The sequence below is a fragment of the Microcella pacifica genome, assembly GCF_009371975.2.
Lineage (GTDB): Bacteria > Actinomycetota > Actinomycetes > Actinomycetales > Microbacteriaceae > Microcella > Microcella pacifica.
This window is the reverse complement of the sequence record NZ_VIKT02000002.1, coordinates 115,722-140,007: the sequence shown is the minus strand read 5'-3', so window position 1 is coordinate 140,007 and position 24,286 is coordinate 115,722. Positions and strand designations below refer to the sequence as shown.

Sequence of the window (24,286 nt, the reverse complement as noted above, 5' to 3'; positions counted from 1 at the left end):
CATCATGAAATCCCGCCGCTCACTGACCGTGCTCACCGCGACCCTTGCCGCGACAGCGATGGCCATGGCCGGCTGCGTCGCCGGCGAAGGCTCCAACCTCACGGGCGATGACGAGGCCACCGCCTCGGGCGCGTGGTCCGCCGACACGCTCTCCCTCGACTTCGCGACCTACAACCCGCTGAGCCTCATCATCCGCGAGCAGGGCTGGATCGAGGACGCGGTCGGGGACGACGTTGAGGTCACCTGGACCCAGTCGCTCGGCTCCAACAAGGCGAACGAGGGCCTGCTTGCGGGAGCTCTGGACGTCGGGTCGACAGCCGGCTCCGCCGCGTTGCTCGCCCGTGCGAACGGCTCGCCGATCAAGACGATCGACATCTACACGCAGCCCGAGTGGAGCGCGCTCGTCGTGCAGGCCGACTCCGATATCGATTCCGTCGAGGATCTGCGGGGCGCGACCGTCGCCGTGACCATCGGCACGGACCCGTACTTCTTCCTCCTCCAGGCGCTCGACGAGGCAGGAATCGACCCGAATGAGGTGGAGATCCAGAACCTCCAGCATGCGGACGGGGGCGCTGCGCTCGTCAATGGCAGCGTGGACGCATGGTCGGGGCTGGACCCGATGATGGCGACGACGGAGGCCGACAACGACACGCGCCTCGTCTACCGCAACGTGGACTTCAACACCTACGGCTTCCTCAACGCGACCGAGGAATTCCTCGAGCAGAGCCCGGACCTCGCCCAGCTCGTCGTTGACGCCTATGAGCGTGCTCGCCAGTGGGCGCTCGACAACCCTGATGAGACGGCAGCGCTCCTCGCCGAGGTCTCGGGCATCGAGCTCGCCATCGCGGAGGTCGTGCTGCTCGAGCGCACGACGATCGATCTCGACCCGGCACCCGGCGACGCGCAGCGTACGGTCCTCGAGGCGGTCGGCCCCATCCAGGTCGCCAACGGCGATATCGCCAGCCAGGACCTCGTGGACGAGGCGCTCGCGTCACTCTTCGAGCCCCGCTTTGCCGACAACGCCGACCCGAGCCGCGTCGGCCAGTAGCGGCGATGTCCACCTCGATCGTCCCGAGCGAGCGCGCCGCTGACCGCGGCGCGCTCGCCGCGCCTCTCGACGATGGACCCCGCCAGCGCGAGGCGAGGGCGGGCCGACGCCGCTCCGCCACGCGCATCGCCCTGGGTGGGGCCCTGCCGATTCTGCTCATCGCCCTCTGGTACGCCGCTACGGCCTTCGACTGGGTGCCGGCGCACAAGCTCCCCAGCCCCGACGCCGTCATCGTGGCGGGGATCGACCTGTGGGAGCGCGGGCTGCTCGGAATGCACATTACGATCTCCGTCCAGCGAGTCCTCCTCGGCTTCGCGATCGGCGCCGCCGCGGGGCTCGTTATCGGCGCGATCGTCGGCCTCTCCCGATTTGCCGATGGCGTGCTCGCGCCGACGGTGGGAGCGGTCAGAGCCGTTCCCTCGCTTGCGTGGGTACCGCTCCTCATCTTGTACTTGGGGTTCGGGGAGGACTCGAAGGTGACCCTCGTGGCCATCGGCGCACTGTTCCCGGTGTACACGACGGTCGCGGGCGCCCTCCGGCACGTGGACCCGCATCTCGTCGAGATGGGGCGCGCGTACGGCTATACGCGATCGCGCTTGCTCTTGACCGTGCAGCTTCCCGCCGTGATCCCCGCGATCATCTCGGGACTGCGGCTCGCGCTTGCGCAGGCATGGCTCTTCCTCGTCGCCGCCGAGCTCGTCGGCTCGACGATGGGCCTGGGCTTCCTGCTGATCGAGTCGCAGGGGAACTTGCGCTACGACCGGCTCTTCCTCGCGATCCTCGCACTCGGTGTGATCGGCAAGACGACCGACGCGCTCATCGGTATCGGCGAGCGCGCCCTGCTCAAGCGGTGGGGGTAGCCGCGCTAGACTGACACCGTTCGACGTCCTTTAAGAACCGTCCCGTGAGGCGGGGAAGGAGGTCACGGTGGTCGCACGTCCCGTGCTGCACGGCCCTGACATCACGCGCGCTCTGCGCCGCATCGCCCACGAAGTGCTGGAGTCCCGGCGCGGCGAGGGGCGACTCGTCTTCCTCGGCATCCCGACTCGGGGTGTCGCGCTCGCGGCCCGCCTGCAGAGCATCGTCGACGAGATCGAGCCCGGCACCTCGAGTCACGGCGCCCTCGACATCACTCTCTATCGCGACGACCTCGCGCGCACACCCACGCGAACCCCTGCACCCACGCGCATTCCCACCGAGGGCATCGACGACGCGATCGTCGTGCTCGTCGACGACGTGCTCTATTCGGGCCGCACCATTCGTGCCGCACTCGACGCGCTCGCCGATCACGGACGGCCGCGCGCTGTGCGCTTGGCCGTGCTCGTCGACCGGGGACACCGCGAGTTGCCCATTCGCGCCGACTTCGTCGGCAAGAACCTGCCGTCGTCGACGAGCGAGCGCGTCTCTGTGCATCTCGACGAGTTCGACGGCGTGGACGAGGTTGTGATCGAGCCGTGAAGCACCTGCTCAGCACGCGTGACCTCGACCGCGATACGGCGGTGCGCATCCTCGATATTGCGGAGGAGATGTCTCGCACCGCGGATCGCGCCGTGCGCAAGCTGCCGACCCTGCGCGGCAAGACCGTCGTCAATCTCTTCTTCGAGGATTCGACCCGCACGCGCCTCTCCTTCGAATCCGCCGCCAAGCGCCTGAGCGCCGATGTCATCACCTTCAGCGCGAAAGGCTCGAGTGTGTCGAAGGGCGAGAGCCTCAAGGACACCGCTCAAACGCTCGAGGCAATGGGAGCCGATGCGATTGTGGTGCGCCACGGTGTCTCCGGCGCCGCTGAGCTTCTCGCCCACGCCGGCTGGATCGACGCGACGATCGTCAACGCGGGCGACGGCACGCACGAGCATCCCACCCAGGCGCTCCTCGACGCCTACACGATCCGATCCCGGCGCTTCGGCGATGACGCGCGCGGGCGCGACCTCGCCGGGCTGCGCATCGTCATCGTGGGCGACATCCTCCACTCGCGCGTCGCTCGCTCCAATGTCTGGCTGCTCACGGCGCTCGGCGCGCACGTGCACCTCGTCGCGCCGCGCACCCTGCTGCCGAGCGGCATCTCGACGTGGCCCGTGACCGTGCACGAGAGCCTCGACGACGCGCTCGACACCGGCCCGGACGCCGTCATGATGCTGCGCATCCAGAGCGAGCGCATGCACGACGCCTACTTCCCCTCAGAGCGGGAGTACGCGCGCGAGTGGGGCCTCACCGCCGAGCGGGCGACCAGGCTCGGCCCCGATACGATGGTCATGCATCCCGGGCCGATGAACCGGGGGCTCGAGATCTCGTCAGTCGCCGCCGACTCGCCCGCGTCGACCGTGCTCGACCAGGTGTCGAACGGGGTCTTCGTCCGCATGGCCGTGCTGTACCTGCTCGTGGCCGGAGAATCGCAGGAGGAATCGTGACCAGCATTCTCGTGCGCGCCGCCGCCATGCTGGGCGGCGGCCGGGAGGATCTCCGCATCCGCGATGGTGAGATCGCCTCCCGGGGCTCTCTCACACCGGAGCGCGGGGAGACCGTGATCGACGCCGACGGCCTCGTGGCGCTTCCAGGCCTCGTCGACCTGCACACGCACTTGCGCGAGCCCGGGTTCGAGGCGAGCGAGACCGTCCTGACCGGAACGCGTGCGGCGGCGGCCGGCGGCTTCACAGCCGTCCACGCGATGGCGAACACCTCGCCCGTGGCCGACACCGCGGGAGTCGTCGAGCAGGTCGCGCGGCTCGGCGACGAGCACGGCTACGCGACCGTTCGCCCCATCGGGGCCGTGACGGTCGGACTCGCGGGGGAGCGGCTCGCCGAGATCGGAGCCATGGCCCGGTCGCGCGCGGCCGTGCGGGTGTTCAGCGACGACGGCCTGTGCGTCGCCGACCCCCTGCTCATGCGCAGGGCGCTCGAGTACGTCGCGACCTTCGGAGGCGTCATCGCCCAGCATGCGCAGGAGCCGCGTCTGACGGAGGGTGCGCAGATGAATGAGGGGGCTCTCTCCGGGGAGCTCGGCCTCGCCGGCTGGCCGGCAGTCGCCGAAGAGGCCATCATCGCGAGGGATGTCCTGCTCGCCGAGCACGTCGGTGCCCGCCTGCACATCTGCCATGTCTCGACCGCCGGGTCCGTCGACATCGTCCGCTGGGCGAAGGCGCGAGGCATCAGCGTGACCGCCGAGGTCACCCCGCATCATCTGCTGCTCACCGAAGAGCTCGCGCGCGGCTACGACGCGCGCTTCAAGGTCAACCCGCCGCTGCGTCGCGACGAGGACGTGCACGCCCTGCGGGCCGCCCTCGCCGACGGCACGATCGATATCGTTGCGACCGATCACGCTCCGCACCCGAGCGAGGCGAAGGAGTGCGCGTGGGCCGAGGCGGCGTTCGGCATGGTCGGGCTCGAATCGGCACTGAGCGTCGTGCAGCACACGATGATCGAGTCGGGGATGCTCGACTGGGCTGATATCGCCCGCGTGCTCTCCGAGGCTCCCGCGAGCATCGGACGGCTCGACGGCTACGACGCCCCCCTCGCGATCGGGGCTCCCGCGCACGTCACTCTCGTCGACCCGACCGCGGCCCGCACCTGGTCGACCAGCGACCTGCGGGGGCGCAGCAGCAACACGCCCTTCGCGGGGCGCGTGCTGCCGGGCCGGGTCATGGCGACCATCCACGCTGGTGCGCTCACGGTGTCCGACGGCGAGGTCGTCGATGCTGCCGAGCTCGGCACGAAGGAAGGTGACTGACATGGAGAGGCTTCTCCCCGCCATGATCGTCGCCGCGGTGCTCGTGCTGCTGCTCGCGCTCATGCTCCTGGGCTGGCGTCGCCGCGTGCGCTCGCAGGCAGGGATGCCCCGGCCGGATGCCCCTCCGGCCGCCCTGCGCGAGGCGCTCTGGCGCGGTGACGGGCTCTACGTCGCGACGACGCGCGGCGGCGACCGTCTCGACCGCATCACCGTGCACGGCCTCGGTTTCCGCGCGCGCTGCGCCATCGCCGTGCATCCCGAGGGCATCGTCCTCTCCCTGCGCGGGAGCGACCCGGTGTTCATTCCGCGAGAGTCGGTGCGGGGTGCGGGCCGCGCGACGTGGGCGATCGACCGCGTGGTCGAGCCCGGCGGCCTCATCGTGCTGGACTGGGTGCTCGACGCCGTGCCCCTGGACAGCTATCTGCGCCTGAGTCCCGAGAACACCGACGCCATGCTCGCCGCGACGACGACCGTACTGACCCCTGCGACCCCCGAAGGAAGCCCCACGTGACTACCACGACCGCCGTCCTCGTCCTGGAGGACGGAACCCGCTACGAGGGCCGCGCCTACGGTGCCCGAGGCCGCACGTTCGGCGAGGCGGTCTTCGCCACCGGCATGAGCGGCTACCAGGAGACCCTGACCGATCCGAGCTACGCCGGGCAGCTCGTCGTCATGACCGCGCCGCACATCGGCAACACGGGCATGAACGATGAGGACGTCGAGTCCCGCCGCATCTGGGTCGACGGCTTCATCGTGCGCGATCCCTCGCGCGTCGTCTCCAACTATCGTGCGACCCGCAGTCTCGACGACGACCTCGTTGCGCACGGCGTCGTCGGCATCAGCGGCATCGACACCCGCGCGGTCACCCGCCGTCTGAGGGACGCCGGCGTCATGCGCGCTGGCATCTTCTCGGGCGACGACGCCGACCTCGACCCTGCGGCGCAGCTCGCCCTCGTGCAGGAGTCGGCCGGCATGCTCGGTCGCAACCTGTCGAGCGAGGTCTCGGTCGCGACCGCGACCGTCGTGGCTGCCGAGGGGGAGACGGTCGGCCGACTCGCCGTGCTCGACCTCGGGGTGAAGGAGTCGACGTTGCGACAGCTCGCGGCGCGCGGCTTCGAGGTGCACGTCCTGCCGCAGTCGACGACGCTCGACGAACTGCTCGCGCTCGACCCCGTGGCCGTCTTCTACTCGAACGGGCCAGGCGACCCGGCGGCGAGCGAGGCCCACGTGGAGCTGCTGCAGGGCGTTCTGCGTGCGGGCCTGCCGTTCTTCGGCATCTGCTTCGGCAACCAGCTCCTCGGTCGCGCTCTCGGCTTCGGCACCTACAAGCTCCCGTTCGGCCACCGCGGCATCAACCAGCCCGTGCTGGACCGCGAGTCCGGCCGCATCGAGATCACGGCGCACAACCACGGCTTCGCTGTCGACGCGCCGCGCGAGGGAGCGGTGGAGAGCCCCGCGGGCTTCGGGCGCGTCGAGGTCAGCCACATCGGCCTGAACGACGACGTCGTCGAGGGATTGCGGGCCCTGGACATCCCCGCCTTCTCGGTGCAGTACCACCCGGAGGCCGCTGCCGGCCCGCACGACTCCACCTACCTGTTCGACCGCTTCCGCGCGATGGTCATCGCCGCGCAGACCCCTAAGGACTCCCAGTAATGCCCAAGCGCGACGACATCAGCAGCGTTCTCGTCATCGGCTCCGGCCCCATCGTCATCGGGCAGGCGTGCGAGTTCGACTACTCCGGCACACAGGCGTGCCGCGTGCTGCGCGAGGAGGGGATCCGCGTGATCCTCGTCAACTCGAACCCGGCGACGATCATGACCGACCCCGACTTCGCCGACGCGACCTACGTCGAGCCGATCAACGCGGAGGTCATCGAGGCGATCATCGCCAAGGAGCGCCCGGATGCCGTGCTCCCGACGCTCGGCGGCCAGACGGCGCTCAACGCGGCCATCGCGCTGCACGAGCAGGGCATCCTCGAGAAGTACGACGTCGAGCTCATCGGGGCCTCCTTCGAGGCGATTCACAAGGCGGAGGACCGCCAGCTCTTCAAGGACCTCGTGCTCGCGGCGGGAGCCGATGTCGCGCGCAGCCACATCGCCCGCACGGTCGCGGAGGCCGTGGACTTCGCGGAGGATCTCGGATACCCGCTCGTCATCCGGCCCTCGTTCACGATGGGCGGTCTCGGGTCGGGCTTCGCCTACACGCGGGCGGAGCTCGAGCGCATGGTCGCCGACGGGCTGCACCAGTCGCCCACGACCGAGGTGCTGCTCGAGGAGTCGATCCTGGGCTGGAAGGAGTACGAGCTCGAGCTCATGCGCGACCACGCCGACAACACGGTCGTCGTATGCTCCATCGAGAATGTCGATCCCGTCGGCGTGCACACGGGAGACTCGATCACGGTCGCGCCCGCGCTCACTCTCACGGACCGCGAGTACCAGAACATGCGCGATGTCGGCCTGCAGATCATTCGCGACGTCGGCGTCGACACGGGCGGCTGCAATGTGCAGTTCGCCGTCGACCCCGCCACGGGGCGCCTCATCGTCATCGAGATGAACCCGCGCGTCTCGCGATCGAGCGCCCTCGCCTCCAAGGCCACGGGGTTCCCGATCGCCAAGATCGCTGCGAAGCTCGCGATCGGCTATCGCCTCGACGAGATTCCCAACGACATCACCAAGGTGACGCCGGCGAGCTTCGAGCCGACTCTCGACTACGTCGTGGTGAAGGTTCCGCGCTTCGCCTTCGAGAAGTTCCCGGGCGCCGACACCACTCTCACCACGACCATGAAGTCGGTCGGCGAGGCCATGGCGATCGGCCGCAACTACACGACCGCCCTGCAGAAGGCGCTGCGCAGCCTCGAGAAGCGGGGGAGCTCCTTCCACTGGGACGGGGAGCCGGGCGATGCCGGAGAGCTGCTCGCGATCGCCGCGCGACCCACGGACGGGCGCATCGTGACGGTGCAGCAGGCGCTGCGCGCGGGCGCGAGCGTCGAGCAGGCCTTCGACTCGACGGGCATCGACCCGTGGTTCCTCGACCAGATGGTGCTCATCAACGAGATCGCCGACGAGATCACGCAGGCGGCCGATCTCACCGACGAGCTGCTGCGCCACGCGAAGGACCACGGCTTCAGCGATGCCCAGATCGCCTCGCTGCGCGGCACGACGGAGTCGGCCGTGCGCGCTCAGCGCCACGCGACCGGGGTGCGCCCCGTCTTCAAGACGGTCGACACGTGCGGCGGCGAGTTCCCTGCCCTGACGCCGTACCACTACTCGAGCTACGACCGTGAGACCGAGGTCGTGCCGAGCGAGGCGCGCAAGGTCATCATCCTCGGCTCGGGCCCGAACCGCATCGGCCAGGGCATCGAGTTCGACTACAGCTGCGTGCACGCGAGCTTCGCCCTGCGCGACGCCGGCTTCGAGACGATCATGATCAACTGCAACCCCGAGACGGTCTCGACCGACTACGACACCTCCGATCGCCTGTACTTCGAGCCGCTCACACTCGAGGACGTGCTGGAGATCGTCCACGCCGAGTCGCAGTCCGGCGAGCTCGTGGGCGTCATCGTGCAGCTCGGCGGGCAGACCGCACTGGGGCTCGCCCACGGACTCGCCGACGCTGGTGTGCCCATCCTCGGCACGTCTCCTGACGCGATCGATCTTGCGGAGGAGCGCGGCGCGTTCTCGCGCATCCTCGACGCGGCGGAGCTGCATGCGCCTCGCAACGGCACGGCGATCGACGCGGCCTCGGCCGTCGTCGTCGCCGAGGAGATCGGCTACCCGGTGCTCGTGCGCCCGAGCTTCGTGCTCGGCGGACGTGGCATGGAGATCGTCTACGACAGCCCCTCGCTGCTCGACTACTTCGAGCGCGTGCAGGATCAGGCGATCATCGGGCCCGCGCAGCCGCTCCTCGTCGACCGCTTCCTCGACGATGCGGTCGAGATCGATGTGGACGCCCTGTACGACGGCGCCGAGCTCTACGTCGGCGGCATCATGGAGCACATCGAGGAGGCGGGCATCCACTCGGGCGATTCGGCGTGCACCCTGCCGCCCGTCACGCTCGGGCGCGACGTCATCGATCGGGTCGTCGAGGCCACGCGCAGGATCGCCGACGGCATCGGCGTGCAGGGCCTCATCAACGTGCAGTTCGCGATCGGTCAGGGCGTGCTCTACGTTCTCGAGGCGAACCCTCGTGCCTCGCGCACGGTGCCCTTCGTGTCGAAGGCCCTCGACATTCCGCTCGCGAAGGCCGCATCGCTGCTTATGGCGGGATCGAGCATCCGGCAGCTCGTCGAGAGCGGGCTGCTGCCCGCTCAGGACGGCTCCCGCGTGCCCATGGACTCGCCCGTGGCCGTCAAGGAGGCCGTGCTGCCGTTCAAGCGGTTCCGCACGAGCGAGGGTCGCATCGTCGACTCCGTCCTCGGGCCCGAGATGCGCTCGACGGGCGAGGTGATGGGCATCGACCGCGACTTCCCCCGCGCCTTCGCCAAGAGTCAGGATGCCGCCTACGGAGGGCTGCCCGACACGGGCGTCGTGTTCGTCTCGGTCGCCGATCGCGACAAGCGCAGCGTCATCCTGCCCGTGCTGCGGCTCATGCAGCTCGGGTTCACGATCTGGGCGACCGAGGGCACTGCGGAAGTGCTGGCTCGCTACGGCATCCCGGCCCGCGTCGTGCGCAAGTACTTCGAAGGTTCTGCGGTCGTGCCCGGCGCCGAGCGCTCGATCGTCGACCTCATCAACGACGGCGAGGTCGACATCGTCATCAACACGCCGAGCGGGCGCACGGCGCGGGCAGACGGCTTCGAGATTCGCACCGCGACGGTCGCTGCCGACAAGCCGCTCTTCACGACGATCGCCCAGGTCGGCGCTGCCGTCGCCTCGCTCGAGAGCGCGGGGGAGCCCGTATCGGTCACGAGCCTGCAGGACTACGCGCTCGCGAGGCGGGCGCAGCGGTGACATCGTTCGGCGAGCGCCTGAGGGTCGCGGTCGACACGCACGGGCGGCTGTGTCTGGGGCTCGACCCGCACGCATCGCTGCTCGCGCAGTGGGGGCTGCCGGATTCTGCCGAGGGTGCGCGTGAGCTCGCGCTGAGCGCCGTCGATGCCGCCCAGGGTCGTGTGGGAGTCGTCAAGCCGCAGGTCGCCTTCTACGAGCGCTTCGGAGCGGCCGGATACGCGGTGCTCGAGGAGGTCATCGGTCATGCGCGGGCCCAGGGCCTCCTGGTCATCGCCGACGCCAAGCGTGGCGACATCGGCTCGACGATGGCCGCGTACGGTGCCGCGTGGCTCGACCCCGATTCTCCGCTCTCGGCAGACGCGATGACCATCGTCGCCTATCAGGGTCTCGATTCTGCGGCCCCCGCGATCGACCTCGCGCGCGAGCACGGTCGCGGCCTTTTCGTCCTGACGGCGACCTCGAACCCCGAAGCGCGTGACGTGCAGCAATCGATCTCGGGCACGGGCCGCACCGTGGCCGGTCAGCTCGCGAGGGATGTCGCGGTCAAGAACGCGGGAACCATCGGCTGGGGGATGCTCGGGGTCGTGATCGGCGCGACGGAGCCGATCGCGCGCACCGGCATCGACCCGGTTCTGCTCGCCCACACTCCCGTGCTCGCTCCGGGCTTCGGCTTCCAGGGCGGTCGGCTGGGAGCCCTGCGAGACCTGTTCGGCCTCGCCGCCGACTCCGTGGTCGCCTCGGTCTCGCGCAGCGTGCTCGGTGCGGGCCGGGACGGCATGGCCGACGCTCTCGACGCGCACCGGCAGGAGCTCGCGGCGTGACCGACATGCCCGAGGTCGATCGCACCGCCGCCTCGCGGGCCGCGGTGCAGGCACGACGCGCGCGAGCGACCGTCAAGGAGGCCGTGCGCTCCGGCACGAGGAGCGCGCTGGAGGTCGCCGAGGCTGCCTGGCGCGATCCCGCCTCAGCGGAGGGCGGCCTGCGCGTGCGGGAGCTTCTGCAGTCGCTGCGCGGCCTCGGGCCGGCCCGGGCGGGCAGCGTGCTCGACCAGCTGGGCATTGCTGACGTCAAGCGACTCGGCGGTCTGGGTTCGCGGCAGCGGCTGCGGCTGCGCGAGTACCTTCGCGAACGAGGCGCGGGGGCGACTCGGGGCCGGCTCGTCGTGCTCGCGGGTCCGACCGCCGTGGGCAAGGGAACGGTCTCGAGCTACATTCGCGAGCACTACCCGGAGGTTCTGCTGAGCGTGTCCGCGACGACGCGCTCCCCGCGCCCGGGAGAGCTCGAGGGCGTGCACTACTTCTTCGTGGACGACGACGAGTTCGACGCCATGATCGAGCGGGGCGACTTCCTCGAGTGGGCGACCGTGCACAACCTGTCGCGCTACGGCACGCCCCGGCCGCCGGTGGAGGCCACGCTCGCGGCAGGCTCGAGCGTCCTGCTCGAGATCGATCTGCAGGGTGCGAGGCAGGTGCGCGAGGCCATGCCCGACGCGGTTCTCGTCTTTCTTCTGCCCCCGAGCTGGGAGGAGCTCGTGCGTCGGCTCGTCGGGCGAGGCACCGAGTCCGCGGCCGAGCAGGCGCAGAGACTGGCGACCGCGAAGGTGGAGCTCGAGGCGCAGGGAGAGTTCGATGTGCACATCGTCAACGACGATGTGCCGCGCGCGGCTCGCGAGGTCGTAGACTTGCTCGCAGTGCCCGGCGGCGCCTCGCGCCCCTGACACGCCGACTACGACAGACCAGGAGCACCCCATGGCCGACAAGAACTCCGGCATCATCGAGCCGCCCATCGACGACCTGCTCTCGAAGGTCGACTCGAAGTACCAGCTCGTCATCTTCGCGGCGAAGCGCGCGCGCCAGATCAACGACTACTACGCCGACCTGCACGAGGGCAGCCTCTTCGACAACGTGGGCCCCCTCGTCGACTCGACGGTGGACGACAAGCCGCTCTCGGTCGCCCTCCACGAGATCAACGAGGACAAGCTCGTCCTCACGCGACTCGCCGACTAGGTCGTCACCCGTGCCCGAGCCGCTCGCCGCCTCGGAGACTCGACGCATGATCGTCGTCGGCATCACCGGCGGCATCGCCGCCTACAAGGCGGTCGGCGTCGTGCGGGGGCTCGTGCTCGCGGGGCACGACGTGCACGTCATCGCGACGGAGAGCGCTCTGCGCTTCGTCGGCAGGCCCACACTCGAGGCGATCAGCCGCAACACCGTGCACACCGATCTCTTCGAGGGCGTGGCCGAGGTGCGGCACGTCGCGCTCGGGCAGCGTGCCGACCTCATCCTGATCGCCCCCGCGACGGCGCACACCCTCGCCTCCCTCGCGGGCGGGCTCGCAGGCGACCTTCTGGGCACGACAGTGCTCGCGAGCGCCGCCCCCGTGCTGCTCGCGCCCGCCATGCACACGGAGATGTGGGACCACTCCGCGACGCAGGCGAACGTCGCGACGCTTCGGGCGCGCGGTCTCGCCTTCGTCGGGCCCGCGACGGGTCAGCTCACGGGCACCGACTCCGGCGCCGGCCGCATGAGCGAGCCGGAGGAGATCGTGGCGCGAGCCCTCGATCTGCTCCGTCCGCAGGATCTCGAGGGTCGTCGGGTTCTCATCTCGGCGGGTGGCACGCGCGAGCCTCTCGACCCCGTGCGGTACCTCGGCAACCGCTCGAGCGGCCGGCAGGGCGTCGCCCTCGCCGAGGCGGCACGCTCCCGCGGAGCCGCGGTGACACTCGTGGCCGCGCATCTGGAGGTGCCGGCGCCCGCGGGCGTCGTGGTCGAGCGGGTGGGCACGGCCAGGGAGATCGAGGCATCCCTGCGCGCTCACGCGGCATCGCACGACACCATCATCATGGCTGCGGCGGTCGCCGACTTCCGGCCCCGTGCCGTCGCGGAGGAGAAGATCAAGAAGGACGCGTCCGAGGGCGGACTGAGCCTCGAGCTCGAACGGACGCCCGACATCATTGCGGGCCTCTCCGAGCATCGTGCACCCGGGCAGCGCATCGTCGGCTTCGCCGCCGAGACCGCCTCCGATGAGGATGCCCTGCTCGCGCTCGGCGCCGCGAAGGCGCGGCGCAAGGGCGTCGACCTGCTCGTCCTCAACCGGGTCGGGTGGGCCGAGGGCTTCGGCACGGAGGACAACGCGGTCATCGTCCTCGACGCGACGGGAGTCGAGCTCGCGCGCGTCGCGGGCGACAAGCTGTCGGTGGCACACCGTATCCTCGACGTGATCCCCTGACCGGAGCGGCGCACGGCCGCCACGACTCCGGTGCCCCCCACACCTCGACACGACGGGACCTCTCCGGCATGAGCGCACTGCGACTATTCACGTCCGAATCGGTGACGGAAGGGCATCCCGACAAGATCTGCGACCAGGTGTCGGATGCGATCCTGGATGCACTGCTCACGGTCGACCCGCACTCGCGCGTCGCGGTCGAGACCCTCGTCACCACCGGGCTCGTGCACGTCGCGGGCGAAGTGACCACTTCCGGCTACGTCGACATTCCCGGCATCGTGCGCAAGACCGTCACGGGCATCGGCTACACGTCCTCCGACGTCTGGTTCGACGGGCGCTCATGCGGGGTGTCGGTCTCGATCGGCGAGCAGTCGCCCGACATCGCGCAGGGGGTCGACTCGGCCTTCGAGACGCGCGAGGGCAGCAGCGTCGACGCGGAGGATCAGCAGGGTGCCGGCGACCAGGGCATCATGTTCGGCTATGCCACGACCGAGACCCCCTCGCTCATGCCGTTGCCGATCTGGCTCGCCCACCGGCTCTCCGAGCGCCTGGCCTCTGTGCGGCGCAGCGGCGAGCTCGACTTCCTCGCGCCGGACGGCAAGACGCAGGTGACCGTCGGGTACGACGGTGTCGTTCCGCGCACCGTCGAGACGGTTGTGCTGTCGACGCAGCACTCGCCCTCCGTCACGACCGCCCACTTGCGCGCCGAGGTGGAGAGGCACGTCATCCGCCCCGTGCTCGCGGAGAACGGATTCGGCGACGCCGCGCCGCGCATCCTCATCAACCCCACCGGCCGCTTCGAGATCGGCGGGCCGCAGGGTGATGCGGGCCTCACCGGGCGCAAGATCATCGTCGACACCTACGGCGGTGCCTCCCGCCACGGAGGCGGCGCGTTCAGCGGCAAGGACCCGTCGAAGGTCGATCGCTCCGCCGCCTACGCGATGCGCTGGGTTGCCAAGAACGCCGTCGCGGCGGGTCTCGCCGAGCGGCTCGAAGTGCAGGTCGCGTACGCCATCGGCACCGCCTCGCCGGTCGGTCTGTATGTCGAGACGTTCGGCACGGGCGTCGTCGACGACGAGCGCATCATCGGCGCTATCCGCGAGGTCTTCGACTTGCGACCCGGCGCGATCATCCGCGACCTCGACCTTCTCCGGCCGATCTACGGCCAGACGGCGGCCTACGGCCACTTCGGTCGCGAACTGCCCGACTTCACGTGGGAGCGCCGTGACCGAGCCGACGCGCTGCGGGCGGCCGCCGGTCTCTGATGGCGGTGCGCTAGTGGTCGGTCAGTAGGGGAGGGTCGCTAGTGGAGGGCGCGCCCAGTATTGCGCGTATCGTGCTCGACTCGCCGCTGCCGCAGCTCGACCGGTTGTTCGACTACCGCATTCCGGAGCCGTTGCGCGCGGTGGCTCAGCCGGGCGTGCGCGTCATCGTGCCGCTGCGGACCGCCGGCCGTCGGGCACGGGGCTACATCGTGGAGCTCGCGGACAGTGTGGACTTCGACGGACCGGTGCACGACCTCGAGGACGTCGTCTCCGAGGTGCCGGTGCTCGATCCGGCGGTGTGGCGCCTCGTGCGGCGGGCAGCGGACCGCGCGGCGGGCACCGCGAGCGACCTCCTGAGGCTCGCCGTGCCTCCGCGCATGGTGCGGGTCGAGAAGGCCTGGCTCGCCCGCGAGAGCAGCCCGCCGCCGTTGCCCTCTGCGCGAGGGCTCACGGGATACGACCAGGAGCGCAGCCGTGCGCTCCTCGATGCTGCATCGCCCGCGCACAACGAGCACCGCGTCGCCCTGCGTGCGCGCCCCCATCCCGTCGCCCTCGACGACGGCACGTGGGTGCCCGCCTTCGCCCAGACCCTCGCCGAGCTCGCGGCGGCGACGCTCGCCACGGGTCGCAGCGCGATCGTGAGCGTGCCCGACTACCGGGACGTCGCCCACGTGGAGCGGGCGGCCCGCGCGTTCCTCGACGAGGACCTCATCGCGCGCGTCGACGCAGGGCAATCGAATCCGGATCGCTATCGAGGCTTCCTCCGCACCCTCGAGCGTCGTCCCGTCCTCGTCCTCGGCACCCGCACGGCCGTCACGGCACCCGCGCACGAGCTCGGGCTCATCGCCGTCTGGGACGACGGCGATCCGCTACACGTCGAGCAGCACGCTCCGGGGGTGCACACACGCGATCTGGCACTCCTGCGCCAGGAGCACGAGCAGTGCGCGCTCGTCTTCGCCGGCCACGCTCCGAGCGCCGACGTGCAGCGCCTTGTCGAGCTCGGCTGGCTGACCGCGCTCGCTCCGAAGCCCGAGGCGCGGCGCCGACTCACGCCCACCGCGCATCAAGTCAACGCGGAGCCGTCGGCGGAGCGCGCGCGCATTCCCTCGAGCGCGTGGCAGACCGCCTCCCGGGCTCTCGAGCGAGGTCCTGTTCTCGTGCAGGTGGCTCGACCCGGCTACGCCCCGCGACTCGCCTGCACCGACTGCGGCGAGACCGCGCGGTGCGCGCGCTGCCAGGGCCCCCTCGCGCTGCACGCGCACGGCGCCACACCCTCCTGCCGATGGTGCGGCGCTCTTGCGGTCGACTGGCGCTGCGCGACGTGCGACGGCGCGCACTGGCGCACCGTGGGGCGAGGAACGGCCAGGACGGCCGACGAGCTGGGCCGAGCCTTCCCGGGTGCGCGGGTGGTCGTGGCCGACGGGAGCAACCCCGTGCAGAGCATCCCGCGGGGCCGTACCCTCGTGGTCTCCACCCGCGGAGCGGAACCGCTCGTCGCGGGAGGGTATGCCGCCGTGCTGCTGCTCGACGGCGAGCAGATGCTCGCGCGCGAGAGCCTGCGCGTCGTCGAGGACTGCGTGCGCTGGTGGCTCAATGCCGCCGCGCTCGCCGCTCCCGACGCACCCGTCATGCTCGCGGGTGTCGGGGGCGCGGTCGCGACCGCGCTCTCGCTCGGTGCGCCCGAGCAGATCGTCGCCGCTGAGCTGGCCGATCGCCGCTCGTTGCGCTTCCCGCCCTCGGTGCGCGTCGCGGCGGTCGTGGGTGAGCCTGAGGCCGTCTCGCACGCGGTCGGGGTCGTGAGCGACCTCCCGGGAGTCGACGTGCTCGGCCCGGTCGAGCTCGACGACGATCGAGTGCGCGCGATCGTGCGGTTCGACTACGGGCAGGGCGCGCTCGTCGCCGAGCGACTCAAGGCCGAGCTCATCCGCAGCGCGACGCAGCGCCCCAGGCCGCTTCCGGGGCGTCCTCCTCGGCGACGCACCCCCCTTCTGCGCGTGCGATTCGACGATGTCGAACCGTTCGACGATCCGGCGGGGAACCGCGCGCGTGCGGCGGGCGCGGGCGCATCGGGGAGAATCGAGGGATGACCCCACTGAGCATCGCGTTCGCCGGCAGCCCCTCGGCCGCCGTGCCGACGCTCCGCGCACTCTCAGCGGGTCAGCACACCCTCCGCACCGTCATCACGCGCCCCGCCACCCCGCAGGGTCGCAAGCGCGTGCTCACTCCCACTCCCGTCGCCGTCGAGGCACGACGGCTCGGCCTGCCCGTGCTCGAGGCGACTCGCCTGCACGATCTCGAGCGCGAGCTGCTGCGCGAGCCCGTCGACCTGGGCGTCATCGTGGCTTACGGGTCACTCGTGCGTGAGCCTCTGCTCTCATGGCCTCGGCTCGGGTGGATCAACCTGCACTTCTCGCTCCTGCCGCGCTGGCGCGGCGCTGCACCCGTGCAGCGCTCCCTCATCGCGGGCGACGAGGAGACCGGGGCGACGGTGTTCCAGCTGACGCCCGGTCTCGACGACGGCGACTGGTACGCGCAGCACCGCGAGCCGGTGGTGAGCGGTACGACGGCGGGGGCCCTTCTCGAGCGTCTGAGCGAGTCAGGGGCGCAGCTCACGAGTCAGGTCGTCGACGAGCTCGCCTCGGGCCGTGCCCGCGCGCACGCGCAGGAGGGCGAGGTCACCCTCGCCCCCAAGCTCACGAGGGATGACGGCCGGCTTGACTGGAGCGAGGATGCCCGCATCGTTCTCGCCCGGTGGAGCGGCGTGACGCCGGAGCCGGGGGCATGGACGACGGTGGAGGATGCCCACGTCGTCAAGATTCTCGACCTCGCGCCGGCCGACGACGCCCCGCACCTGGCAGTCGGCGCCGTGGCGCGCGACGCCGGTCGCATCATCGTCGGCGCGCGGGACGCCTCGCTCGAGCTGCGTCGCGTGCAGCCCGCCGGCAAGCAGGCCATGCCCGCGGCGGACTGGTCCCGGGGCTGGGGCGTCGAGCCGCCCCGCTTCCGATGAGAGCGAGTCCGCGCCGCGTCGCGTTCGACGTGCTCCACGCCGTCTCGGTGGAGGACGCCTATGCGAACCTGCTGCTGCCGACGCGCCTTCGCGGCGCAGCGCTCACGGGCTCCGACGCCGGATTCGCCACCGAGCTCTGCTACGGCACGCTCCGGCGACGCGGCCTCTACGACGCCGTGATCGAGCATGCCGCGGGCCGCGCGGTCGACACGATCGATGCACCCGTCCTCGACGTTCTGCGCCTCGGCGCCCACCAGCTGCTGGGCATGGGCACGCCACCGCACGCCGCGGTCGACGAATCCGTGCGACTCGCACTGGCCCTCAGACTCGGTCGCGCGAAGGGGTTCGTCAATGCCGTGCTGCGACGCGTGTCGGAGCGCACCGAGCCGCAGTGGACAGAGCTGCTGCTTGCCGGTGTTGACGACCCGTTCGAGAGGTTCGCGATCGAGCACGCGCATCCCCGCTGGGTCGTCGCGTCGCTCGCGAGCGCTCTCTCGGCGCAGAATCGCGGGGAGGAGCTGGAAGCCCTCCTCGCGGCCGACAACGTTCCCGCCCGCGTCTCTCTCGTCGCGCTGCCCGGCCTTGCCGATGCTGCCTTGAGCGCCGCGGATGCTGAGCTCAGCGACTATTCGCCGCTCGGCCTGCGGGCGCCGAGCGGTGACCCTGGAGCAGACCCCCGGGTGCGCTCGGGGGTCGTGCGCGTGCAGGACGAGGGCTCGCAGCTCGCCGCGCTCGCCCTCAGCCGCGCTCGCCCGATCGCCTCGGGAGAGCGCTGGCTCGACGTGTGCGCGGGCCCGGGCGGCAAGGCCGCGCTCCTCGCGGCGGAGGCGGCCCGTGCGGGAGCCCATCTGCTCGCCTCGGAGGCCTCGCCCGCTCGTACCGACCTGGTACGTCGGGCTCTGGCGCCGCTGGCGGATTCGGTCTCCGTGCGCACCGCGGACGGGCGCACGCTCGGCGCGGATCCGCTCGAGCGCTACGACCGCATCATGCTCGACGCGCCGTGCACGGGTCTCGGCGCCCTCCGTCGACGCCCCGAGGCGCGCTGGCGCAAGAGCGAGGACGATGTGGTCGAGCTCGCCGCCCTGCAGGCGAGCCTGCTGACGGCGGCGCTGTCGGCGCTGTCGCCGGGGGGAGTGCTCGCCTACGTCACGTGCTCGCCGCACCCGAGCGAGACGACAGCGATCGTCGACACCGTTCTCGAGGGGCATCCCGCGATCGAGCGCCTCGACACCGCGGATCTCCTCGACCGCGTGACCAAGGCTCCGCTCGACGCCCGCGCGGGCCGGGGAGCCGTGCAGCTGTGGCCGCACCGACACGGCACCGACGCGATGTTCATCCAGTTGCTGTCGCGCCCCGACGGCGCGTGACTCGCGTGCGCGCCGCATCGGCGGGGGCCGGGGCGCCCGACGGCGCGCTCGCTACGCTGGCAGGGTGACCGTGCGCATCAATCCGAGCATCCTCTCCGCCGACTTCGTCAACCTCCAGCGGGAGGTCGAGCGTCTCGAGACCGCCGATCTCGTGCACGTCGACGTCATGGACAACCATTTCGTGCCGAACCTTACCTTCGGGCCGCGCATGGTCGAGCGCCTGCAGGCTGTCTCGCCGGTGCCCCTCGATGTGCACCTCATGATCAGCGATGCCGACCGGTGGGCGCCGGGCTATGCCGAGCTCGGAGCCTTCTCGGTGACCTTCCACGCCGAAGCCGCCACCGACGTGCGCGCCACGGCTCGCGCGCTGCGGGAACGGGGAGCGCGAGCGGGGCTCGCGGTCAAGCCGGGAACCCCGATCGAGCCGTACCTCGAGCTCGTGCCCGAGTTCGACCAGTTCCTCGTCATGACGGTCGAGCCAGGCTTCGGCGGTCAGTCGTTCATGCCCGAGACCATGCCCAAGCTGCGAGCGCTGCGAGAGGCAGTGCGCCGCCACGGTGGGGACGTCTGGCTGCAGGTGGACGGAGGCATCTCCGTCGACACGATCGGTGTCGCGGCGGAGGCGGGCGCAGACACCTTCGTCGCGGGCTCGAGCGTGTTCGGCGCGGACTCGGTCGAGCGGGCGATCGAGGAGCTCCGGGCCGCGGCACGTGCGCATCGGCACGGCGACTGAGGGCGGCGTCGGACGGCTCTCGACTCTGGTTGGATAGACGCATGACCGACAAGACCAAGCCCGAGATCGACTTCATCGAGGGCCCTGCGCCGCAGGAGCTCGTCATCACCGACCTCGTGGTGGGCGACGGCGCCGAGGCGGCACCGGGTTCCACGGTCGACGTCCACTACGTGGGCGTCGAGTTCGAGACCGGCGATGAGTTCGACGCGTCGTGGAACCGAGGCTCGTCCATCAACTTCCCGCTCGGCAGCCTCATCGCCGGCTGGCAGCAGGGCATCCCCGGCATGCGCGTCGGCGGTCGCCGACAGCTCGTCTGCCCGCCCCAGCTCGCCTACGGGCCGGCAGGCGGGGGCCATCGGCTCTCCGGCAAGACTCTCGTCTTCGTCATCGATCTGCTCGGCGTCTCCTAGCGCACAGCGCTCATGCACTCCCGGTAGCCTGGGGGTGTGAAGACTTTCGAGACGCTCTTCGTCGAGTTGAGCGAGAAGGCCGCCGCGCGACCGGCCGGCTCCGGCACCGTGGCGCAGCTCGACGCCGGCATCCACGCGATCGGCAAGAAAATCGTCGAGGAGGCCGCCGAGGTCTGGATGGCCGCGGAGTACGAGTCCGACTCCGCCACGGCCGAAGAGGTCTCCCAACTGCTCTACCACCTGCAGGTGCTCATGCTCGCCAAGGGGCTCACCCTCGACGACGTGTATCGGCACCTGTGACCCCCCGCCCGTCACTGCGGTGTCGGCCACCATGGAAGTGAACGATCAGATGCTCAAGATCGCCGTGCCCAACAAGGGCTCGCTCGCCGAGACGGCTGGTGAGATGCTGCACGAGGCCGGGTACACCGGCCGACGCGACCCGCGCGCGCTCACCGTCGCCGACCCGCGCAACGGCGTCGAGTTCTTCTACCTGCGCCCGCGCGACATCGCGACGTACGTCGGCTCGGGCGCTCTCGACGTCGGCATCACGGGGCGCGACCTGCTGCTCGACTCGCGGTCGGCGGCGACGGAGATCTCGAGTCTGGACTTCGGTCACTCCACGTTCCGCTTCGCGGCCGAGCCGGGAGTGGTGAGCGAGCTCGCCGACCTGCAGGGGCGGCGCATCGCCACGAGCTATCCGGGGCTCGTCGAAGACTTCCTGCAGCGCCACGGCGTCACGGCGCAGCTCGTGCGCCTCGACGGCGCTGTCGAATCCGCGGTGCGCCTGGGCGTGGCCGACGCTGTCGCAGATGTCGTCTCCACGGGGTCCACTTTGCGGGCGCAGGGTCTCGAGATCGTCGGCCCCGTCATCCTCGAGTCGACCGCTGTGCTCATCAGCGCCCAGCCGGATCGTCCGGGCATCGCGACGCTGCAGCGCCGCCTGCAGGGCGTGCTCGTCGCCCGTCAGTACGTGCTCATGGACTACGACCTGCCCCGCACCCTCCTCGAGCGGGCGCAGGCCGTGACTCCGGGGCTGGAGTCGCCGACCGTGAGCGCTCTCGCCGACCCCGACTGGGTCGCCGTGCGGGCGATGGTGCCGCGCAACGACACCAATCACGTCATGGACGAGCTCTACGAGCTCGGAGCCCGCGCCATCCTCGTGAGCCCCATCCACGCCGCCCGCATCTGATGAGTCTCGCCGTCCGCGTCATTCCGTGCCTCGACGTCGCCGCGGGGCGCGTCGTCAAGGGCGTGCGCTTCCAGGGCCTGCGCGATGCGGGTGACCCGATCGAGCTCTCACGGCGGTACTTCGAGCAGGGCGCCGACGAGATCACCTTCCTCGACGTCAAGGCGACCGTCGACAACCGCGACACGATGTACGACGTCGTGCGCGAGACCGCCGAGCAGGTCTTCATCCCCCTCACCGTCGGGGGAGGGGTCAGGACGGTCGACGACGTCTCCCGGCTGCTCGCCCACGGCGCCGACAAGATCGGCGTCAACAGCGCGGCGATCGCGCGCCCGCAGCTCATCGACGAGATCGCGCGGCGGTTCGGCGCGCAGGTCTGCGTCGTCTCGCTCGACGTCACGCGTGACGCGGGGCAGCCGAGCGGCTTCGTCGTCACGACGCACGGAGGGCGAGAGCGAGCGGGCATCGACGCCCTCGCGTGGGCACGCGAGGCGATCGAGCGAGGAGCGGGAGAGCTCCTCGTCAACTCGATCGACGCTGACGGCACCAAGCAGGGCTTCGACCTCGAGCTCACGGGCGCGATCGCGGCCATCTCCACGGTGCCCGTCATCGCCTCCGGCGGCGCCGGCGCGCTCGAGCACTTCGCGCCGCCGCTGAGCGCCGGTGCCGATGCCGTCCTCGCCGCGAGCGTCTTCCACAACGGCGAGCTCACCGTGGGCGAGGTCAAGGGCGCGCTGCGCGATGAGGGGATGATGGTGCGATGAGCGAGAGCAAGCAGGGTGCCGAGGCCGCGCTCGCGCGCATCCGCTTCGATGCGGCCGGGCTCATCCCCGCCATCATCCAGGAGGACGAGAGCGGAGACGTGCTCATGCTCGGCTGGATGGATGCCGAGGCCGTGCGACGCACCCTGACCGAGGGTCGCGTGACCTTCTGGAGCCGTTCCCGACAGGAGTACTGGCGCAAGGGCGACACGAGCGGGCACGCTCAGTACGTGCGTTCAGCCGCCCTGGACTGCGACGGGGACACCCTTCTCGTGCGCGTGCACCAGGTAGGAGCCGCGTGCCACACGGGTGCCCACGCGTGCTTCGACGTCGACCCGCTCGAGCCCGTCGTGCTCGAGGAGAGCCCGGAGCGGTCCTCGTGAGCGCCCACGGCGACACGACCCGGGAGGCGTTCGCGCGCCAGTGCGCGCAGGCGCGCGTGGTGCCGGTCATCCGCACTCTCTTCGCGGATGCCCTCACCCCGGTCGGGCTCTACCGCTCTCTCGGCGAGGGCCGGTCGGGCAGCTTCCTGCTCGAGTCAGCGGAGCAGGGCGGCATCTGGTCGCGCTACTCGTTCGTCGGCGTGCGGTCCTTCGGCGTCCTCACCGAGCACGACGGCGCGACCGCGTGGCTCGCCGACGGGCTCGACGAGGAGCGCGCCTTCGGAGGCTCCGCTCCCGCGCGCTCACTCGACGCCCTCGACGCGCTATACTCGCGGTGGCGGTCGCCGCACGACCCCGCGCATCCGCCGCTCACGGGAGGGCTCGTGGGCTTCATCGGCTGGGACACCGTGCGTCAGGTCGAGAATCTGCCGGATGCCCCTCCGAGCGACTTCCCGTGCCCGGAGCTCGCGCTCGCCTTCGTCTCGGAGCTGCTCGTGATGGACCACCGTCGCGGCACCGTCTCGCTCGTGGTGAGCGCCCTCAACGATGGCGAGGCCACCGAGAACGAGCTGTGGATGGACGCGCAGGTGCGCCTCGATCGCCTCGAGCGCGCGATGACGGTGACCGCGTCGCCGGACGTTGCCCGCATCGATCTCGAGGTCGCACCCGCGCCGCATCATCGCTCGACACCGGCCGAGTACCTCGCCGCTGTCGACCGCTCGAAGGAGTTCATCCGCGACGGGGATGTGTTCCAGGTGGTCATCGGCCAGCGCTTCGACCACGAGCTCACGGCGAGCGCGCTCGACGTGTACCGCGTGCTGCGCGCGCTCAACCCCTCGCCGTACATGTACACGCTGACCCTCGAGACGGTCGAGGGCAACCCGTACGCGATCGTCGGATCCTCGCCTGAGGCACTCGTCAAGGTCACCGGCGACCGTGCGTACATGCACCCGATCGCCGGGTCGCGGCCGCGGGGCGACACGCCCGAGCGCGATGGAGAGCTCGCGGACGAGCTGCTCGCCGACCGCAAGGAGCAGGCCGAGCACCTCATGCTCGTCGACCTCGCCCGCAACGATCTCTCGAAGGTCTGCCGAGCAGGCACGGTGGAGGTGACCGAGTTCATGCAGGTCGAGCGCTTCAGCCACATCTTGCACCTCGTCTCGAGTGTCGAGGGCTCCCTGCGCGCGGAGTCCTCGCCCATCGACGTCTTCCGCGCGACCTTCCCCGCGGGCACCCTCAGCGGCGCCCCGAAGCCCCGCGCTCTCGAGATCATCGACGAGCTGGAGCCGGCACGGCGCGGGGTGTACGGCGGCGTGGTCGGCTACATCGCCTTCTCGGGTGACACCGACCTGGCGATCGCCATCCGGACGGCCTTCCTGGCGGACGGCGTCGCCCGCGTCCAGGCCGGTGCAGGGCTCGTCGCCGACTCGCAGCCTCACGCCGAGCTGCAGGAGACCGTGGCGAAGGCGGCTGCGCCCCTGCGGGCGGTCGCGATCGCGAACGCGCTGCGCGCCGTCGACGTGGGGTCTTCCTCATGACGACGGATGCCCGGCGCGGCTCGCGCCTGCGCCTCGCCGCTCTGCTCGTGCCGCCGGTGCTCGCGGTCGGCCTGTTCATCGCGTGGGCGCAGCCGTGGGTCGTGCTCACCCTCGACGACGGCGTGCGCATCGCCGCGGGGGGCGACCGCGCGGCCGCGGTGCTGCCGGCGATCGCCGTCGCATCTCTCGCCCTGACCTCCGCGCTCGCGCTCGCGACTGCGCGTATCCGCCCCGTGCTCGGCGCCTTGCTCGCACTCCTGGGTGCTCTCGTCGTCGCCGTGAGCCTGCGTGCCGCGGGCGACCCGGTCGCTACGGCAGCCTCGAGCGTCACCGCGCTCACGGGCGTGGAGGGCGAGAACTCGGTGCGTGCGCTCGTCGACACGGCCGCGCTGACCGCATGGCCCGTGATCGCCGCCGTGCTCGGGGGAGTGCTCGGCGGCGCCGGTCTCGTCATCGCGATCACGTCGCGCCGATGGCCGCGTCGAGTCGAGCGGTTCGACCGGCCGCAGTATGCATCCCCCGAGGGCTCAGCTGCAGACGGAGACGCCCTCGACCGCTCGACGTCGGCGCCCTCCGGGACGAGCGTCGCGAGCGACCGGCAGAGGGATCAGAGCATCGGCGACTGGGACGCGCTGAGCGACGGCCGCGACCCGACGGCACGGTAGACTGACGGGGTACCTGCACCCG

The 24,286-nt window shown here is 70.9% G+C and carries 24 protein-coding genes; all 24 read left to right on the top strand.

Features of this window, described 5'->3' with window-relative positions; all coding sequences use genetic code 11:
- Positions 1 to 4 precede the first annotated feature (4 nt).
- The 24 genes from FK219_RS01745 (at position 5) to FK219_RS01630 (ending at position 24,264) form a co-directional block, all read left to right on the top strand.
- Entirely contained in the window at positions 5 to 1,048 is a 1,044-nt protein-coding gene (locus FK219_RS01745) for an aliphatic sulfonate ABC transporter substrate-binding protein (protein ID WP_152582881.1), read from the top strand.
- A gap of 5 nt (positions 1,049 to 1,053) precedes the next feature.
- A complete protein-coding gene (locus FK219_RS01740; protein WP_152582880.1) occupies positions 1,054 to 1,908 on the top strand; it encodes an ABC transporter permease in 855 nt (284 codons plus the stop codon).
- A gap of 67 nt (positions 1,909 to 1,975) precedes the next feature.
- Entirely contained in the window at positions 1,976 to 2,506 is a 531-nt protein-coding gene (gene pyrR / locus FK219_RS01735) for a bifunctional pyr operon transcriptional regulator/uracil phosphoribosyltransferase PyrR (protein WP_152582879.1), read from the top strand.
- Complete coding sequence (locus FK219_RS01730; RefSeq protein ID WP_152582878.1) at positions 2,503 to 3,456, top strand: aspartate carbamoyltransferase catalytic subunit; 954 nt, start codon at positions 2,503 to 2,505, stop codon at positions 3,454 to 3,456. The genes pyrR and FK219_RS01730 overlap by 4 nt, the downstream gene beginning before the upstream one ends.
- Complete coding sequence (locus FK219_RS01725; protein WP_152582952.1) at positions 3,450 to 4,772, top strand: dihydroorotase; 1,323 nt, start codon at positions 3,450 to 3,452, stop codon at positions 4,770 to 4,772. Before FK219_RS01730 ends, FK219_RS01725 begins: the two co-directional genes overlap by 7 nt.
- A 1-nt stretch (position 4,773) precedes the next feature.
- Positions 4,774 to 5,283 (top strand): PH-like domain-containing protein, encoded by a 510-nt coding sequence (locus tag FK219_RS13560; RefSeq protein ID WP_235923670.1) that lies wholly within the window; start codon positions 4,774 to 4,776, stop codon positions 5,281 to 5,283.
- Positions 5,280 to 6,425: a glutamine-hydrolyzing carbamoyl-phosphate synthase small subunit gene (carA, locus tag FK219_RS01715; protein ID WP_152582877.1), complete on the top strand. Its 1,146-nt coding sequence runs from the start codon at positions 5,280 to 5,282 to the stop codon at positions 6,423 to 6,425. Before FK219_RS13560 ends, carA begins: the two co-directional genes overlap by 4 nt.
- Positions 6,425 to 9,721: a carbamoyl-phosphate synthase large subunit gene (gene carB, locus FK219_RS01710; RefSeq protein WP_152582876.1), complete on the top strand. Its 3,297-nt coding sequence runs from the start codon at positions 6,425 to 6,427 to the stop codon at positions 9,719 to 9,721. The genes carA and carB overlap by 1 nt, the downstream gene beginning before the upstream one ends.
- Complete coding sequence (pyrF, locus tag FK219_RS01705) at positions 9,718 to 10,542, top strand: orotidine-5'-phosphate decarboxylase (protein ID WP_152582875.1); 825 nt, start codon at positions 9,718 to 9,720, stop codon at positions 10,540 to 10,542. Before carB ends, pyrF begins: the two co-directional genes overlap by 4 nt.
- Before the next feature lie 5 nt (positions 10,543 to 10,547).
- On the top strand, positions 10,548 to 11,438 hold the full coding sequence (gene gmk / locus FK219_RS01700; protein ID WP_152582951.1) for a guanylate kinase: 891 nt from the start codon (positions 10,548 to 10,550) through the stop codon (positions 11,436 to 11,438).
- 31 nt (positions 11,439 to 11,469) lie between these two features.
- Positions 11,470 to 11,727 carry a DNA-directed RNA polymerase subunit omega gene (gene rpoZ, locus FK219_RS01695; protein WP_152582874.1) on the top strand — a complete coding sequence of 86 codons (258 nt, stop codon included), beginning with the start codon at positions 11,470 to 11,472 and terminating at the stop codon, positions 11,725 to 11,727.
- A gap of 46 nt (positions 11,728 to 11,773) precedes the next feature.
- Positions 11,774 to 12,949, top strand: a complete 1,176-nt coding sequence (gene coaBC / locus FK219_RS01690) for a bifunctional phosphopantothenoylcysteine decarboxylase/phosphopantothenate--cysteine ligase CoaBC (protein WP_152582950.1) — start codon at positions 11,774 to 11,776, stop codon at positions 12,947 to 12,949.
- Between the two features lie 68 nt (positions 12,950 to 13,017).
- Positions 13,018 to 14,211, top strand: a complete 1,194-nt coding sequence (gene metK, locus FK219_RS01685) for a methionine adenosyltransferase (RefSeq protein ID WP_152582873.1) — start codon at positions 13,018 to 13,020, stop codon at positions 14,209 to 14,211.
- A 71-nt stretch (positions 14,212 to 14,282) separates the two neighbouring features.
- Positions 14,283 to 16,298 (top strand): primosomal protein N' family DNA-binding protein, encoded by a 2,016-nt coding sequence (locus tag FK219_RS01680; RefSeq protein ID WP_328821563.1) that lies wholly within the window; start codon positions 14,283 to 14,285, stop codon positions 16,296 to 16,298.
- A 5-nt stretch (positions 16,299 to 16,303) separates the two neighbouring features.
- Positions 16,304 to 17,221, top strand: coding sequence for a methionyl-tRNA formyltransferase (fmt, locus tag FK219_RS01675; protein WP_152582949.1), 918 nt, complete (start codon positions 16,304 to 16,306; stop codon positions 17,219 to 17,221).
- Complete coding sequence (locus tag FK219_RS01670; RefSeq protein ID WP_152582871.1) at positions 17,218 to 18,588, top strand: RsmB/NOP family class I SAM-dependent RNA methyltransferase; 1,371 nt, start codon at positions 17,218 to 17,220, stop codon at positions 18,586 to 18,588. Before fmt ends, FK219_RS01670 begins: the two co-directional genes overlap by 4 nt.
- Before the next feature lie 64 nt (positions 18,589 to 18,652).
- Positions 18,653 to 19,321, top strand: a complete 669-nt coding sequence (gene rpe / locus FK219_RS01665; RefSeq protein ID WP_152582870.1) for a ribulose-phosphate 3-epimerase — start codon at positions 18,653 to 18,655, stop codon at positions 19,319 to 19,321.
- 41 nt (positions 19,322 to 19,362) lie between these two features.
- Positions 19,363 to 19,731: an FKBP-type peptidyl-prolyl cis-trans isomerase gene (locus tag FK219_RS01660; RefSeq protein WP_152582869.1), complete on the top strand. Its 369-nt coding sequence runs from the start codon at positions 19,363 to 19,365 to the stop codon at positions 19,729 to 19,731.
- Between the two features lie 36 nt (positions 19,732 to 19,767).
- Complete coding sequence (locus tag FK219_RS01655; RefSeq protein WP_152582868.1) at positions 19,768 to 20,031, top strand: phosphoribosyl-ATP diphosphatase; 264 nt, start codon at positions 19,768 to 19,770, stop codon at positions 20,029 to 20,031.
- A gap of 49 nt (positions 20,032 to 20,080) precedes the next feature.
- Positions 20,081 to 20,920 (top strand): ATP phosphoribosyltransferase, encoded by an 840-nt coding sequence (gene hisG, locus FK219_RS01650; RefSeq protein ID WP_152582948.1) that lies wholly within the window; start codon positions 20,081 to 20,083, stop codon positions 20,918 to 20,920.
- Positions 20,920 to 21,681, top strand: coding sequence for an imidazole glycerol phosphate synthase subunit HisF (hisF, locus tag FK219_RS01645; RefSeq protein ID WP_152582867.1), 762 nt, complete (start codon positions 20,920 to 20,922; stop codon positions 21,679 to 21,681). The genes hisG and hisF overlap by 1 nt, the downstream gene beginning before the upstream one ends.
- The gene (gene hisI, locus FK219_RS01640) at positions 21,678 to 22,061 is read left to right on the top strand and encodes a phosphoribosyl-AMP cyclohydrolase (protein WP_152582866.1); all 384 of its coding nucleotides are present in this window, start codon (positions 21,678 to 21,680) and stop codon (positions 22,059 to 22,061) included. Before hisF ends, hisI begins: the two co-directional genes overlap by 4 nt.
- Positions 22,058 to 23,599, top strand: a complete 1,542-nt coding sequence (locus FK219_RS01635) for a chorismate-binding protein (protein WP_328821562.1) — start codon at positions 22,058 to 22,060, stop codon at positions 23,597 to 23,599. The genes hisI and FK219_RS01635 overlap by 4 nt, the downstream gene beginning before the upstream one ends.
- The gene (locus tag FK219_RS01630; protein WP_152582864.1) at positions 23,596 to 24,264 is read left to right on the top strand and encodes a Trp biosynthesis-associated membrane protein; all 669 of its coding nucleotides are present in this window, start codon (positions 23,596 to 23,598) and stop codon (positions 24,262 to 24,264) included. The genes FK219_RS01635 and FK219_RS01630 overlap by 4 nt, the downstream gene beginning before the upstream one ends.
- Positions 24,265 to 24,286: the final 22 nt, after the last annotated feature.